We start from the raw sequence: 14,416 nt of genomic DNA on the forward strand, positions 1-14,416 counted from the left end.
CTAGTTGGCGTCAAAACGATATCCTTGACCACGAATGGTCGTAATCACTTCACCCTCATGTTCTGCCAGCAGTTTTTTACGCAAACGGCCCATTAATACATCGATGGTATGGCTCTCACGCAGTTCTGCATCAGGATACAGTTGCAGCATAAGTGTCTCTTTGCTGACGACCTTGCCCGAATTACGAATCAGGGTTTCAATAATGGTGTATTCGAAGGCAGTCAGTTTAATCTGTTGCTGATTGACACACAACTCTCGGCGCGAAAGGTCTATCTGAAATGGAGGGAACTCAATGACCTGGGATGCCAGACCAATATTGCGCCGCATCAAGGCTTGCATCCGAGCGATGACCTCCTCCAGATGGAAGGGTTTGGTCACATAATCGTCAGCACCGGCTTCAAGCACCGCGACTTTATCTTGCCAGCTTTCACGTGCAGTCAGCACCAGAATGGGCAAATTTGTTTGATGGCTACGCCAGCGACGGATAAGGCTCAATCCATCTTCACCGGGTAGGCCAAGATCAATAATTGCGATATCTGGGGCGTGCTCTTGCAAGAAATAGTCCGCCTCTTTGGTATCTTCTGCTGCATCAACCTGATGGCCCATTTCACGCATTTGTACCGTCAGATGGTGACGCAACAAAGCATTATCTTCCACAACCAGAACCCGCATACCACATCCCTCGATAAGTCTTTAACCGGGTAATCAAATGTTACCCGGAAAGTCATTAAAACTGATTATTTAGAAGTTATAACGCAAACCCGCTTGCACTGTCTGGTCATTGACTTTCCAATTATGGTAGGTGTAACCGACTTCACCCGCAAGGTTTGGTGTCAAAGCATAGCTTGTCATAATGCGTGCCTCATTAAATGCACTATGGTCGTAGTTTGCGATGCGGTAGGCTATATCCATACCGATATTTTGCGAAAGTTTGCTTTTAATACCGATTTCACCGGTTGCACTATTGCTGGTATCGGTTTTTTTACCCTCTTTGCTGGCATCAAATACCATCGCATGGCGGCTCGCGCCCACTAAGCTATAAAAGTCGATATTGGGTGAAAAAGCAAAGTGGTATCCCACACCGAGCACGGCTTCTGCAAGAGCCCGATCATCATTGCCGATACTATTCAGTCGCGCATCAATAAATATATCATTATCAAAGCCATAACCACCGTTGAGGTATATCCCACCCATATCACGCTTACCGACTTGAGCGTAATTATTTTGATTAAATTGCTTATCAAAATTGGCATTATTATTGATTGCACCGTATTGCAGACCACCAGCGATGTATGTGTAATCACTCGCCATCGCGGTGGTACAAGTGCCCATCAGGGCAAGAGAAAATAGGGTTTTTTTCAACATGTAATAATTGCTCCTGCGTGTATAAAGTCCTTCTGATATCGCTAGCATTATCAGTGATAACAGGTAAACCGAGGCTCAACAGGGAGGGAAAGCAGGGGGGTAAAAAGGCAACGAAGTGAGGTGGGCAATATTAAACCTTCTGTATTTCCTTGATATTTTAAGTTGTGACTTGTTCGCTAGAGTCACCTCCCTCAACTCACTGGCTTGAGTGAGTTGAGGGGCGTCTAGGTGATATTTACCTGCAACGCCAATGACGTTGGCTGTCTAAGCGGTCAGCATTATTTTAATTCATCGACCATGGCTGTAGCCCGACCAATATAGTTGGCTGGCGTCATGGCCTTCAAGCGAGTTTTCTCTTCTTCCGGCAGGGTTAGACCATCAATAAACGCCTGCATACCTGCGGCATCAACACGTTTACCGCGGGTGAGTTCTTTCAGCTTTTCATACGGTTTTTCAATGCCATAGCGGCGCATTACGGTCTGGATGGGCTCGGCCAGAACTTCCCAGTTATGGTCCAACTCTTCCAACAAGTGTGCTTCATTAACTTCTAGCTTACTGATCCCTTTCAACGTCGCCTGATAGGCGATCAGGGCATAACCCAGGCCGACACCTAGATTTCGCAACACGGTGGAGTCCGTTAGGTCACGCTGCCAGCGGGAAACCGGTAATTTGCTAGCCAAATGGCCCAGTACCGCGTTAGACAGCCCAAGGTTGCCCTCGGAGTTTTCGAAATCAATCGGATTCACTTTATGCGGCATGGTACTTGAACCAATTTCGCCAGCGATGGTTTTTTGCTTGAAGTGATTCAGTGCAACATAACCCCAAATATCGCGGTCAAAATCGATCAGGATAGTATTGAAACGGGCAACACAATCAAAAAGCTCAGCAATATAATCATGAGGTTCTATTTGAGTGGTGTATGGGTTCCAGGTAATCCCCAGTGACATGACGAAACTTTCGCTGAACTGGTGCCAGTCAACTTCAGGATAAGCCACGATGTGCGCATTATAGTTGCCGACAGCACCGTTGATTTTACCCAGAATTTCCACTTGTGATAGTTGGCGGAACTGACGCTCCATACGGTAGGCGACGTTCGCAAATTCTTTACCGATAGTGGAGGGGGTTGCGGGTTGGCCATGGGTGCGGGACAGCAGCGGTAAGTCACGATATTGGTGGGCCAATGCTTTAATGGAATCAATAAGTTGACGCCACATCGGCAGTACCACTTCCTGACGGGCGGTTTGCAACATTAAGGCGTGGGACAAATTATTGATATCTTCAGACGTACAAGCGAAGTGAATGAATTCTGACACCGCATGTAAGGCTGGAATGCTTTCCACTTTCTCTTTCAGGAAGTACTCAACCGCTTTCACATCATGATTAGTGGTGCGTTCAATGGTTTTGATGCGTTGTGCATCTTGTTCATTGAACTCTTGCACGATCTTATCAAGGTAAGCGTTTGCGTCGGCATCAAAAGCCGGAACTTCTTTGATTTCTGCACAGGCGGCCAGTTTTTGCAGCCAACGTACTTCGACCTGCACACGGAATTTCAGCAAACCGAATTCGCTGAAGATTGGGCGCAGTGCGCTGACTTTATCGCCGTAGCGTCCATCAATAGGTGAAACGGCGGTCAGTGAGGATAATTCCATCGGTGGCGACTCCTGAGATCAGATTTCAATTATGAGCAAGAATACTCTGTGCCTGCTTAAACAGACGATTTCGCGAAAACATTAATTGCAAGCGGCTTCCGCCAACTTGTTGCCAAAGCACGGCTGAACGGATACCCGCCAACAGGGTGGCACGAATTTTTGCCTGCACCAGTGTGCTTTGTAAAATAGCCGGTGAACCTATGACCTGAATACGTGGGCCAAGTGGGCTGATAACATCAGTATAAATGGATGCCAGCGAACTCATCATGGTTTCAGATTCGAGGTCAAAATGTGCCAGTTGGCGATCAAGCTGACTGATACGTTCACCTAAGGTATTCATAGCTGACTTATTGGCGTTGAGCTTACGTTCAAGCACCATTAGGCTCAGGGTATAACGGGTCAGTTCTGCTGCTGGCCCCTGACGATTGGCATTTAAGACGCTTTGCAAGGTTTCCAACCCCATTTTCAGGGATTGTTCATCACCACCAAACACGGCCAGTGTTGAAGGGGGATTGGTTTGCAGCAATCCCCCCAGCAGGGGACTTAATGCATCGTTATCGCACTGACCTTCATGGGCCAACTGTTGAACCAAGCGAGCTGACTGACAGATCCCTGCCAATGCCAGCGTAATATCATAATAGTTCTTCGCCACGGTCACTCCTGTAAACATTTTGGCTCAGTGTTGACTGAATTAGTGGGTTGCTGAGTCAGTCAGTGGATAGCGCTCTTCAATAATACCACCACCGAGACACACTTCGCCTTGGTAGAAGACGGCGGACTGACCGGGTGTGACCGCCGCGACTGGAGCATCAAACCGAACTTCGACGCGTTCGTCATCCAATGGTGTCACGGTGCAGGGAATGTCCTGCTGGCGGTAACGTGTTTTCACGACACAGCGGAAAGCGGCAGTTATTGGCTGGCGATCAACCCAATGCAACTGCTGGGCAATCAGGCCCACAGACATTAATCGCGGATGTTCATGGCCTTGTGCGACCAGCAAGATATTGTTGGCAACATCTTTATCCACCACATACCAAGGGTCATCACCACCATCTTTGGTGCCACCGATACCTAAACCTTTACGTTGCCCCAATGTGTGGTACATCAATCCCTGATGCTCACCCATGTGCTGACCATCTACGGTCATGATAGGACCGGGTTGCGCGGGCAGGTAGCGGCCAAGGAAATCGCGGAACTTACGTTCACCGATAAAGCAGATGCCGGTAGAATCTTTTTTCTTGGCGGTGACCAGATCAAGCTGCTCGGCGATGCGGCGAACTTCAGGTTTTTCTAACTCACCCACTGGGAACAGGCTCTGAGCAAGCTGTTCGTGGCTGAGTGTATAAAGGAAGTAGCTTTGATCTTTATTGCCATCCAGACCACGTAACAAGCGGCTTTTACCGTCAACGTCCTGGCGGCGAACATAATGACCGGTAGCGATATAGTCAGCCCCCAGATCTTCGGCGGCGAACTCAAGGAAAGCTTTAAATTTTATCTCTTTATTACAGAGGATATCGGGATTAGGCGTACGCCCAGCTTTATACTCTTCGAGGAATAGCTCGAACACGTTATCCCAATACTCTGCGGCAAAATTGACGGTGTGCAGCTCCATGCCCAGCTTGTCGCATACTGCTTGAGCATCGGCCAAATCGGTCGCTGCTGAGCAATACTCCTCGTCATCATCCTCTTCCCAGTTCTTCATGAACAGACCAGCGACTTGGTAACCCTGTTGCTGGAGCAGGTAAGCGGAAACGGAAGAGTCGACACCGCCGGACATACCGACGATTACTTTTTTCTGGCTGTTATCTGACATGGGAGTCTCACTAACGTAATTACCTAAGCCTCGGCAGGGCTCTCGCGGATTAACCATCCGAATAATTTACCCACACGGGAAAGGCATTATAAAAACAAGCGCCGGATTTTATCACGTTGATCGCGTTGCTGCATTGCCGATTCGCAGTCTGGGTGAAATTACCTGCGTAAATCAAATCCACCAGTTATAGCGGCCAGTTAAAGGAGCCTACCAAATCAAGCGAATAGCGCTCCGGTTGTTGGTAACAGCGGATACTTTCAGCGACCAGCGGTGAGCGCAAATTGGCTGATTGCAGTATTTCATCGGCAGTGAGCCACAGGCAACAGTCGATATCACTGTCATGGGGTGACGTCGGCAGCGGGAACGGCAGTTCAATGACAAAAGCGAAACGTAAGAATGGCGTTTTGTCCGGTGCAATCCATTGATGCATCCGCAAAAACGATTGGGGTGTTGTACGAATGCCGGTCTCTTCCCACAGTTCCCTTTCTGCGGCTTGTAGCAGGGTTTCATCTGCCTCCAAGTGACCCGCGGGCTGATTCCATAACTTTTTACCGTTAATGGTCTCTTCTACGACTAAAAACTTCCCTTGAGCATGAACGACACAAGCGACGGTAACATGGGGCTTAAACATGGTTTATCTCCTTCCATTCGCCTGGCTGTAAGTCGCCAAGACTTAAATTACCCATACTAAAACGTATCAGACGCAGGGTTGGGAAGCCAACATGGGCGGTCATTCTGCGAACTTGCCGGTTGCGACCCTCGAAAAGCGTGATCTTTAACCAACTGGTGGGGATAGACTTTCGCTCTCTAATGGGCGGATTACGTGGCCAGAGCCATTCGGGTTCACCCACTAGCTCAGCTCCGGCTGGTAAGGTCGGGCCATCTTTTAAGATCAACCCCCGTTGTAGCTGTGTAAGCACTTCCTCTCCAGGTACCCCTTCAACTTGCACAAAATAGACTTTACCTGTTTTCTGGGCCGGTTGCGTCAGTTTGGCTTGTAACTTGCCATCGTTGGTTAATACCAACAGACCTTCGCTGTCACGATCGAGTCGGCCTGCGGCGTAAACATCATTAAAAGGAATAAATTCCTTCAAAGTTCGGCGTCCGGACTCATCTGTAAATTGGGGTAACACATCAAAAGGCTTGTTGAATAACAGTACTTGCCGTGGGGTGACTGGGGTTACCGTTTTGGCCTGTGACTTAGTGCTGAATCGGTTAACTTTGTGATTTTTAACAGAGAATTTATTCATGATTATTGCGATTCCGAATGATTAGCGCATTATACCTCAATCCGTTTCGGATTGGCGTGGAACGAATATTCAAGTAGTATTGACACGAATCTTACAAGGCATTAACAAAATTGCGCTGAAGGAGAGGTTGATGGAAAGCAAAGTAGTGGTTCCGGCAGAAGGTAAGAAAATTACTGTCGATGCTCAGGGTAAACTGGTTGTTCCGCATAATCCGATCATTCCCTTTATTGAAGGTGACGGCATTGGCGTTGATGTGACTCCAGCCATGATCAACGTGGTCGATGCTGCAGTGAAGAAAGCCTATAAAGGTGAGCGTAAAATCGCCTGGATGGAGATCTACACCGGTGAAAAATCAACGCATGTTTATGGTAAAGACGTTTGGTTGCCAGAAGAAACGTTGGATCTGATTCGTGACTATCGCGTTGCAATTAAAGGCCCATTGACGACACCAGTCGGTGGCGGTATTCGCTCTTTAAACGTTGCTTTACGTCAACAACTCGATCTGTATGTGTGCCTGCGCCCCGTGCGTTATTACGAAGGGACACCAAGCCCGGTAAAACACCCTGAATTAACCAACATGGTGATTTTCCGCGAAAACGCAGAAGACATCTATGCGGGTATCGAATGGAAAGCTGGCTCACCAGAAGCTGAGAAAGTCATCAAGTTCCTACGTGAAGAGATGGGTGTGAAGAAAATCCGCTTCCCTGAACAATGTGGTATCGGTGTAAAACCTTGTTCAGAAGAGGGGACCAAACGCTTGGTACGTGCTGCGATTGAGTATGCAATTACCAACGATCGTGAATCAGTCACTCTGGTTCACAAAGGCAACATTATGAAATTCACCGAAGGCGCATTTAAAGACTGGGGTTACCAGTTAGCGCGTGAGGAGTTTGGTGGTGAACTGATCGACGGCGGCCCATGGGTTAAAATCAAGAACCCAAACAACGGCAAAGAGATCATCGTGAAAGATGTGATTGCTGATGCCTTCCTGCAACAAATCCTACTGCGTCCTGCTGAATATGATGTTATCGCCTGTATGAACCTGAACGGCGATTATATCTCTGATGCATTGGCTGCACAGGTTGGCGGTATCGGTATTGCGCCAGGGGCCAACATTGGTGATGAATGTGCCTTATTCGAAGCCACACACGGTACGGCACCAAAATATGCGGGTCAGGATAAGGTGAACCCAGGTTCTATTATTCTGTCTGCAGAAATGATGTTGCGTCATATGGGCTGGTTCGAAGCGGCTGATTTAATTATCAAAGGCACCGAAGGCGCGATTCAGGCCAAGACCGTGACTTACGATTTCGAACGTCTGATGGACGGCGCTAAGCTGTTGAAATGCAGTGAATTTGGCGACGCCATTATTCAGCATATGTAATTGCATATTGAGTGCAATATCTCACGGAGGCTTCGGCTTCCGTGATTTTTAAAACCCCCACCTTGACGCTCCTGCAAAACCCTCCAGCAAAACAGCCACCATTAACTGACATGGTTAGTACTTACGTTAGTTTGCCTCTTGGTATGGCTCAGCTGTTGAAAGAGATTTATCTCTGAGTAATAAGCACAATAGGCTTCTATTGGCAAAATTCCGAAAATTTTTAAGGTATTAGCGGTGCGTCTCATGGTTTTGGCGTCATACCTGCTAGAGTATGCCCACTGATTATTATAGGAATAGTAATTAATGGTACGGATTTTAAGGATTTGTTTGCTGGCTTTGACATTAAGTGCCTGCGATAGGGGACATGAACCTTTCGTTTTCACAGCGAATGTTGCAAGTTATTCGAATATATTCGGATTTGATCCAATACAGGGACCCGTGAGATCACTGACTCAAAAAATGCTAGATGCGAAGGGTGATACTTATTCTGAGGTTCATGCAGAGATTAATGAGCATGGCTGTTTTACTACTCTCCAGATACAGACTCCGGCTCAAGATGTCGATTTGGATTACGTAAAAGAGGGAAGTTATCTGGTCGATAATAAAACTAAAGAAAAACAACTCGCTTTAAACGACAAATGTAACATTACTCAGACCGCCAGTGGAAACGTTAAAGTCATAATTAATGACAAAGGATTCGTAACAGATGTCAAAATGTCAGAATCCGGTGCGATAAAAAAACATTACGATTATGACGATAATGGTTTTCCTATCGTAGACATTAGCTATGATAACGGTAAGACGTTTAAAATAATGACTGAACTTGATGCAAAAGGGAAAAAACCATTCAATTATAAAACAAAGATTTATGAAGATGATAAATTTGTACTTTCTACCCAAAGAGATTGTCAGACTGACTCACATGGCAATCCAACATCTTGCAAAATAGAGAGTATGGAACCTGAAGGTAAAGTTATTGAGGTTTACACAGCAATATATAATACAGAGTACTATTGATTGCCGAGTTACAATTAAGCTCGGATTTTAATAGGATAGGCGGGAAGTTTCCCGCCATCTGATGTGGATGTTTATGCGAAAGGAGGTTCTTTTTTTAGAATTTTATCTATTACATTTAACACACCAAAGTCATTATTTGAGTCAGTCTGATATTTTGCGATTTTTTTAATTTTGTCTGGTGCATTCGCCATGGCATAACCGAAACCTGCATATTGCAGCATCTCGATATCATTGCCACCATCACCAAAGGTCACGACTTCCTCATCCTTTACCCCCCAAATATCTTGGAGTAATTTAATGCCATTGGCTTTGTGGACGCCAGGTATTATTAGGTCAACAGAACCATGACCGCTGGAGACTGGGGTGACGATACCAGCCAATTTATGTTCAATGAAGGCCATAAAATCGGGTAGTTCATCATTGGGTAGGCTGATCGCAAATTTAAATGCCGGTTCTGTTACTTGATCAAAGTCATCAATGATTTTAAGACGATGATAATATTTACTCATGGTGGTATAGAATTCTTCATCTGAGGAGCTCAGCATGTACGCACCATTCTTTCCGCAAAATATCACATCAAGATAGGATATTGTCAGCAATGTTTTTAGCACTTTATGACAGTCATCACTGGTTATTTTGCCACAAAAAATCTCGGTATTTTCATTGCTAACATAGGCACCATTTTCAGCAACAAAAGCGATTTCATGAGCGATATCAGGAAAAAATGAGATTAGCTGATAATATTGATTACCACTGGCAACAACAAATTTTATTCCATTTTCTTTTAATTGTGAATATTGCGCACTAAACCGTTTCCGATCAAAGCTCATTTGATCGTTGAGGAAGGTTCCATCCATATCAACAGCAATAATTTTGATGCTCATTTCGTTTTCCTCTTTAACTTAGCTTAAAATAGGGCTGATAGAAAATATTGACGCGTAATTTATCTAAAAAAAAGCTAGCATAATTTTGCTAGCCGGTAAAATTACCTACTCAGTTACATTTTAATCTTTAAATCTGATCTGCAATAAATGTCTTGGCTAAGCCTCCTGCTGCTTTTCATTTCAGCAATATTGGCACTAGTCGCTGGAATACTTCAGCTTAAACGCGCCTATTGCGATAACCAGAAATGTCAGTGCAACGATTGAGAATGCCATGTAAAGGTCAGTTAAGTGGGCAATAAATCCGATTAATGCTGGTCCACCCAAGACCCCGAAATAACCCATTGTTGCAACTAAGGCGACAGACATATTAACGGGCATGACTTTTTCCTGACTCGCCAGAGTGATAAGTACTGGAACAATATTGGCAGCACCAATCCCGACCAGAGCAAAACCAAGCAAAGTAAATTTCCAGTCAGGAATAGTGACTGCGATGGCATAACCGATCATGGCAAATACACTACTGATGATCAGTACGGTTTTACGGCCCAAGAGGCTGACAACTTTGTCGCCAGTAAAACGCATGACCGACATTGTGCCACCGAAAATGGCAAATCCCCATCCAGCATGGGCGATATCGAGGCCACGGTCATTCGTCAGAAATACGCCACTCCAATCCAATATTGCACCTTCCGCCATGAAACATATCATGCACATTAGTGCCATTAAAATAAGCCTAAAGTTGGGTCGCGGTTTTGTTATTACTGGCTCATTAGGCTCTTTATGATCGCCAAAGGGGATTAATTCGTTAAATACGGCTGATGTAATTATTGCAATCACCGCGACAGCAACAAGTGTTACAGTGAAGGGCATTAAGCCAACCGTAAACAGTATTGCGCCACCACCTGCGCCAGCAAGTGAGCCAATACTGAATAAGCAGTGGAAGCCAGACATAAGCGGTTTATCAGCGGATTGTTCAACCAGAGAACCCTGAACATTCACGGCGACATCGACCAGGCCAATACCCGCACCAAAAAAGAATAGGCATAGTGCCATTATGGGGAATTGGTCGATAACGGCCAAGGTAGGTAAGAAAATGCAAGCCAGCACGATACCCGATAGCATTATCTTTCTGCACCCAAAACGGCCAATGAGTTTTCCTGAGAAAAGCATTGCCAGAAGCGAGCCGCTACCCAGGCAGAGCAGCAGTATGCCCAATGAACCTGCATCGAAATTTAATCTGTTTTGTGCATAGGGCACCAGTGATGCCCAAAGCCCCATAGCAAATCCGGCGACAAAGAAGATGGCACGTGTGGCGACACGTTTGGCCTGAGAGTCCAGAGGGTAGTCGATGGTATACGTAGACATTCTATAGTGACCTTTCTCTGGTTAAGTGTGGTTAAGTCATCAATTCAAAATCACTTTATAAAAGACTTAAATTAAGTGATAAAATATAATGCTGCAACTCGAAGTGTCAAGCACAATCTTGACGGATGGGCTGGTTTATCATCTAAGGTTGAAAAGGGGGGGGTGAGTGCTGGCTTGAAGTCTGTTTTTTTGAATAGTGATATTTCTGCCTCAGACAGATTCATCGCAGAAGTATCTGAGTGCTAAATCCTAAATACTCGGAAGTTATTGTAGGCGTCAAGGGTGTATTCTGATATTCCATTATGATAATCAGATTTTATGCTATCGCGGTAAACAAAGTGGGGGATGTTTTTGCTATCAAACCTATTTAGTAATTCGCTATAGAGATCTTCAATACAATTCTGGCTGACTAATTCCCCTGATATGGCTATGGTGACGGGGTTGATTATTGCAATCAAAGACGACGCAATATTGATCAATCTCTCTATCACTAATGTGTGATGAGATTTTATATTAATGCTATTTTCAAAGTTATCATAAAATGGCAGTTTTGATACTTCACCTGCAAATTGACTTGCACCTCTAAGCATTTTTCCTGAAATAACGATACCACAACCAGCACAATGCCTTGGTGGCATATAAATATATGCGATAGGTTCATCTATATTTCGACAGTTATTCCGATAGAAGCCAAATGCCGTATAGTTCATGTCATTACCTACCTGGACAAAAATACCAAATCGGGCACTTAATTGCTCGGCTATTGCTAATCCTTCCAGGCTAGTAATGTCGCAGGAAAGTACGTTTCCGCTGACAACAACTCCGGGCAAACCTAGCCCGATGGCTTTGATATTACTGTGTTTATCAGCAATTTTTTGAATGTGGGCTATTAACGCTTCTACAGTGAACTTACTGTAAGTTTCATCGTGCTCTTCAATGGTTTTATTATCCGCAGACGTTAGGCGTGAGGAGATAATACCTGAGGTATTGGTCCCCTCGACATAAATGCTTAATAGGCTAAAGTAGTTTGAATTATATATATAACGTTTAGCTGGTCGACCACCACGTGATTCATCAAAAGATTCTTCAATGATTTCACCTTTCGAACAGAGTTCATTCAAAATGGTGCCGCATGTCGCTAGACTTAGCCCTGTGTGGTTGGATATATCGCCTTTGGTTGCAGATATCAGTGATTTTAATGTACTTGTAACCAACATAATATTTTTTTGTTTCATCTGTCTGGTGGTATTAAGCGGTACAGTAGTCATTTTTTTCACCAATGATTCAGCAGAAATGAATATAACATGTTAGTATTTATGAGGAAATCACTATTACTGTATTTGCCACAAGGTTTCGCGTATTTATTCTCTGTCACTCGGCTGCGATATGCCTAATGTCGCTGGTGAAATGTTAACCCAGTTGCCGCGAAATAGTAATATGCAGTTGTGTTGCGTGATTTTCTTTTGAGCAAGCTCTGATTTAGCCAGTTATAAAATTCAATCCAACCTGTAGGTGCAATGACCCACCTACAGGCTTTCAATGACAGAAGGTATTAGCCTGCCGACTCTTGCTTATATAGCTCTTTGGGGGGTGTTTTGGGGATTTCAGATTCGCTGAATAAGGCATCCTGCGATATAACTTCTATCGGTGCAGCAGCAACTTCGCTGGCGCGTTTACGTAGGCTGTACCAACCCGCAATGAGTAACATGGCGACCACCGGTACTGTGGCGATGGTCCAAGTACCATTCGGGTAGTCGAAAGCCATCATCACTAAAACACCGAACAGAAAACAGAGTGTCAGCCAAGATGTGACCGGCGCACCAGGCATCTTGAAGGATACTGGTTTAGCTGTTCCCTGTTTTATTGCCTGGCGTAATTTCATCTGACAAACAATGATAAATGCCCATGAACTGATAATACCCAAAGAGGCGATGTTTAATACAATTTCAAATACTTGTGATGGGATAAGATAGTTTAGTAACACGCCCAAGACATAAATTCCCACGGTAACTAATATTCCGGCATAAGGGACGGATTGTGGGCTCATTTTGGACATGAATTTAGGTGCTGAACCGCCCATTGATAACGAGCGTAGAATGCGGCCAGTAGAGTAAAGGCCCGAGTTTAAGCTAGAAAGTGCGGCAGTTAATACCACAATATTCATGATACTGCCAATATAGGGGACACCTAAGTTGCTGAAAAATGTTACAAAAGGACTTTGGCCCGCCTGATAGGCATTCCATGGCAGTAAACAGACCAGTAGTACCACGGAACCGACATAAAATAGGCCGATGCGCCAAATGACACTATTAATGGCCTTTGGTAGCATTTTTTCCGGATCTTTGCATTCACCGGCAGCGGTGCCGATCAATTCAATACCCGCGAAAGCGAATATGACTCCTTGGACCAATATCAGCGCTGGTAATAACCCATGAGGGAAGAGACCACCATTATCGGTGATGAGATGAATGCCCGTAGGATGCCCAGCAACACTCTGTCCTGTCCCAAGGAAGACGACTCCCACGACTAAAAATAGGGCAATGGCCGCCACTTTTATTAGTGCGAACCAGAACTCCATTTCAGCAAACCATTTAACACCAATCATATTCATGGTCGCGACAATGGAAAGAGCACCGAGTGCAAACAGCCATTGTGGGACATCAGAGAATGTGCCCCAATAGTGCATATAAAGTGCCACAGCGGTAATATCAACAATGCCGGTCATGGCCCAGTTAAGGAAATACATCCATCCGGCGACATAGGACGCTTTTTCGCCTAAAAACTCTCTGGCATAAGAGACAAAGCTGCCACTGGAAGGGCGATGTAATATTAATTCGCCGAGAGCTCTGAGAATAAAAAACGAGAAAATCCCACATACCAGATAAACCAAAGCCAGTGCTGGGCCAGCCATTTGTAAGCGAGCACCTGTCCCCAAAAACAGCCCTGTACCAATAGAGCCACCGATAGCTATCATCTGTATATGACGTCGCCCCATACTTTTGTGGTAGCCAGTATCATGAGAATCTAACCAGCGTTTTTTTGCGGTGTGATGGGTCTCCGCAGAGTATTTACCTGACATCATAGACTTTCCCTATTTTCCTGTCTGTCGTGCAATCATCGTGAATGTATTACAGCAACTGATTGCTAAAGGTTAATGCATAAATAGCGTCTTAGCGCCTTCCATTATTATGGTTTTATTGCTGTCATTAGATTTCTGGAGGGGCATGCTATCGTTTCTGTCGTGATGAGGCAAAAAAATATTCACTTATAAATTATTTTTTTTGTGTTATTAGCAGAGTCAGTAATTGAAAATGGCAGGTTGATTTATATGCAATTAGAATGTTTTTCAGTAGTTGTATTAGTGTGGCTTATTGATTTAATTTTCAACAATTCATAGATCATTGTTTAATTGATGAAAAATCAATCAGTGCTTATCTTAAATATAGATTATATACATATCGATTTGATATTAACTATTTCTTGGTTTAGTTTACACTTTTTGATTATTTCCTTGCGCAGAATTGCAATTTATCTTATTTGCATTAATGATGAGCTATCATTGTTTTTTATCTCTCTATTTATATCTATTATTTATTTTATGTAGCGACATTAATATTATCGATGATATTTACCCAGGTACTAGATTGTTATAATGGAATCTGTTTATTCAATAGGTTTATGCGGATATT

Annotated in this window: 13 protein-coding genes; 2 read left to right on the forward strand and 11 right to left on the reverse strand. The window is 44.5% G+C overall.

All coding sequences use genetic code 11. The features are described from left to right. The 7 genes from phoP to rluE form a co-directional block, all read right to left on the reverse strand. Entirely contained in the window at window positions 1-672 is a 672-nt protein-coding gene (gene phoP / locus ACZ76_RS17420; RefSeq protein WP_048620041.1) for a two-component system response regulator PhoP, read from the reverse strand. 69 nt (window positions 673-741) lie between these two features. Continuing rightward, a complete protein-coding gene (locus ACZ76_RS17425; RefSeq protein ID WP_048620042.1) occupies window positions 742-1,365 on the reverse strand; it encodes an outer membrane beta-barrel protein in 624 nt (207 codons plus the stop codon). Window positions 1,366-1,643: 278 nt separating this feature from the next. After that, window positions 1,644-3,014 carry an adenylosuccinate lyase gene (purB, locus tag ACZ76_RS17430; RefSeq protein ID WP_048620043.1) on the reverse strand — a complete coding sequence of 457 codons (1,371 nt, stop codon included), beginning with the start codon at window positions 3,012-3,014 and terminating at the stop codon, window positions 1,644-1,646. Window positions 3,015-3,039: 25 nt separating this feature from the next. After that, window positions 3,040-3,666: a high frequency lysogenization protein HflD gene (gene hflD, locus ACZ76_RS17435; protein ID WP_048620044.1), complete on the reverse strand. Its 627-nt coding sequence runs from the start codon at window positions 3,664-3,666 to the stop codon at window positions 3,040-3,042. A gap of 39 nt (window positions 3,667-3,705) precedes the next feature. Next, window positions 3,706-4,827, reverse strand: a complete 1,122-nt coding sequence (gene mnmA / locus ACZ76_RS17440; RefSeq protein ID WP_048620045.1) for a tRNA 2-thiouridine(34) synthase MnmA — start codon at window positions 4,825-4,827, stop codon at window positions 3,706-3,708. 184 nt (window positions 4,828-5,011) lie between these two features. Then, window positions 5,012-5,458: an NUDIX hydrolase gene (locus ACZ76_RS17445; protein ID WP_048620046.1), complete on the reverse strand. Its 447-nt coding sequence runs from the start codon at window positions 5,456-5,458 to the stop codon at window positions 5,012-5,014. Next, window positions 5,451-6,077 (reverse strand): 23S rRNA pseudouridine(2457) synthase RluE, encoded by a 627-nt coding sequence (rluE, locus tag ACZ76_RS17450; RefSeq protein ID WP_048620047.1) that lies wholly within the window; start codon window positions 6,075-6,077, stop codon window positions 5,451-5,453. The genes ACZ76_RS17445 and rluE overlap by 8 nt, the downstream gene beginning before the upstream one ends. 130 nt (window positions 6,078-6,207) lie before the next feature. On the opposite strand from rluE, the gene icd reads away from it, so the two are divergent. Beyond that, on the forward strand, window positions 6,208-7,461 hold the full coding sequence (gene icd / locus ACZ76_RS17455; protein WP_004873900.1) for an NADP-dependent isocitrate dehydrogenase: 1,254 nt from the start codon (window positions 6,208-6,210) through the stop codon (window positions 7,459-7,461). A gap of 303 nt (window positions 7,462-7,764) precedes the next feature. Further along, window positions 7,765-8,478 (forward strand): YnfC family lipoprotein, encoded by a 714-nt coding sequence (locus tag ACZ76_RS17460; protein ID WP_048620048.1) that lies wholly within the window; start codon window positions 7,765-7,767, stop codon window positions 8,476-8,478. Window positions 8,479-8,549: 71 nt separating this feature from the next. On the opposite strand, the gene ACZ76_RS17465 is transcribed toward ACZ76_RS17460, so the two are convergent. From ACZ76_RS17465 to ansP, 4 genes are all read right to left on the reverse strand, one after another. Next, on the reverse strand, window positions 8,550-9,362 hold the full coding sequence (locus tag ACZ76_RS17465) for a Cof-type HAD-IIB family hydrolase (RefSeq protein ID WP_048620049.1): 813 nt from the start codon (window positions 9,360-9,362) through the stop codon (window positions 8,550-8,552). Window positions 9,363-9,557: 195 nt separating this feature from the next. After that, on the reverse strand, window positions 9,558-10,727 hold the full coding sequence (locus ACZ76_RS17470) for an MFS transporter (RefSeq protein WP_048620050.1): 1,170 nt from the start codon (window positions 10,725-10,727) through the stop codon (window positions 9,558-9,560). A gap of 242 nt (window positions 10,728-10,969) precedes the next feature. Next, on the reverse strand, window positions 10,970-11,995 hold the full coding sequence (locus ACZ76_RS17475; RefSeq protein ID WP_048620051.1) for an ROK family protein: 1,026 nt from the start codon (window positions 11,993-11,995) through the stop codon (window positions 10,970-10,972). Between the two features lie 284 nt (window positions 11,996-12,279). Further along, the gene (gene ansP, locus ACZ76_RS17480; protein WP_048620052.1) at window positions 12,280-13,809 is read right to left on the reverse strand and encodes an L-asparagine permease; all 1,530 of its coding nucleotides are present in this window, start codon (window positions 13,807-13,809) and stop codon (window positions 12,280-12,282) included. Between the last annotated feature and the right edge of the window lie 607 nt (window positions 13,810-14,416).

Source organism: Yersinia aleksiciae (assembly GCF_001047675.1).
In the GTDB taxonomy this organism is placed as follows: Bacteria; Pseudomonadota; Gammaproteobacteria; order Enterobacterales; family Enterobacteriaceae; genus Yersinia; species Yersinia aleksiciae.

Bases quoted from the DNA above. Each gene is read 5' to 3' on its own strand.
- phoP (WP_048620041.1), bottom strand. From the start codon at position 672: ATGCGGGTTCTGGTTGTGGAAGATAATGCTTTGTTGCGTCACCATCTG.
- ACZ76_RS17425 (WP_048620042.1), bottom strand. From the start codon at position 1,365: ATGTTGAAAAAAACCCTATTTTCTCTTGCCCTGATGGGCACTTGTACC.
- purB (WP_048620043.1), bottom strand. From the start codon at position 3,014: ATGGAATTATCCTCACTGACCGCCGTTTCACCTATTGATGGACGCTAC.
- mnmA (WP_048620045.1), bottom strand. From the start codon at position 4,827: ATGTCAGATAACAGCCAGAAAAAAGTAATCGTCGGTATGTCCGGCGGT.
- ACZ76_RS17445 (WP_048620046.1), bottom strand. From the start codon at position 5,458: ATGTTTAAGCCCCATGTTACCGTCGCTTGTGTCGTTCATGCTCAAGGG.
- rluE (WP_048620047.1), bottom strand. From the start codon at position 6,077: ATGAATAAATTCTCTGTTAAAAATCACAAAGTTAACCGATTCAGCACT.
- icd (WP_004873900.1), top strand. From the start codon at position 6,208: ATGGAAAGCAAAGTAGTGGTTCCGGCAGAAGGTAAGAAAATTACTGTC.
- ACZ76_RS17460 (WP_048620048.1), top strand. From the start codon at position 7,765: ATGGTACGGATTTTAAGGATTTGTTTGCTGGCTTTGACATTAAGTGCC.
- ACZ76_RS17465 (WP_048620049.1), bottom strand. From the start codon at position 9,362: ATGAGCATCAAAATTATTGCTGTTGATATGGATGGAACCTTCCTCAAC.
- ACZ76_RS17470 (WP_048620050.1), bottom strand. From the start codon at position 10,727: ATGTCTACGTATACCATCGACTACCCTCTGGACTCTCAGGCCAAACGT.
- ACZ76_RS17475 (WP_048620051.1), bottom strand. From the start codon at position 11,995: ATGACTACTGTACCGCTTAATACCACCAGACAGATGAAACAAAAAAAT.
- ansP (WP_048620052.1), bottom strand. From the start codon at position 13,809: ATGATGTCAGGTAAATACTCTGCGGAGACCCATCACACCGCAAAAAAA.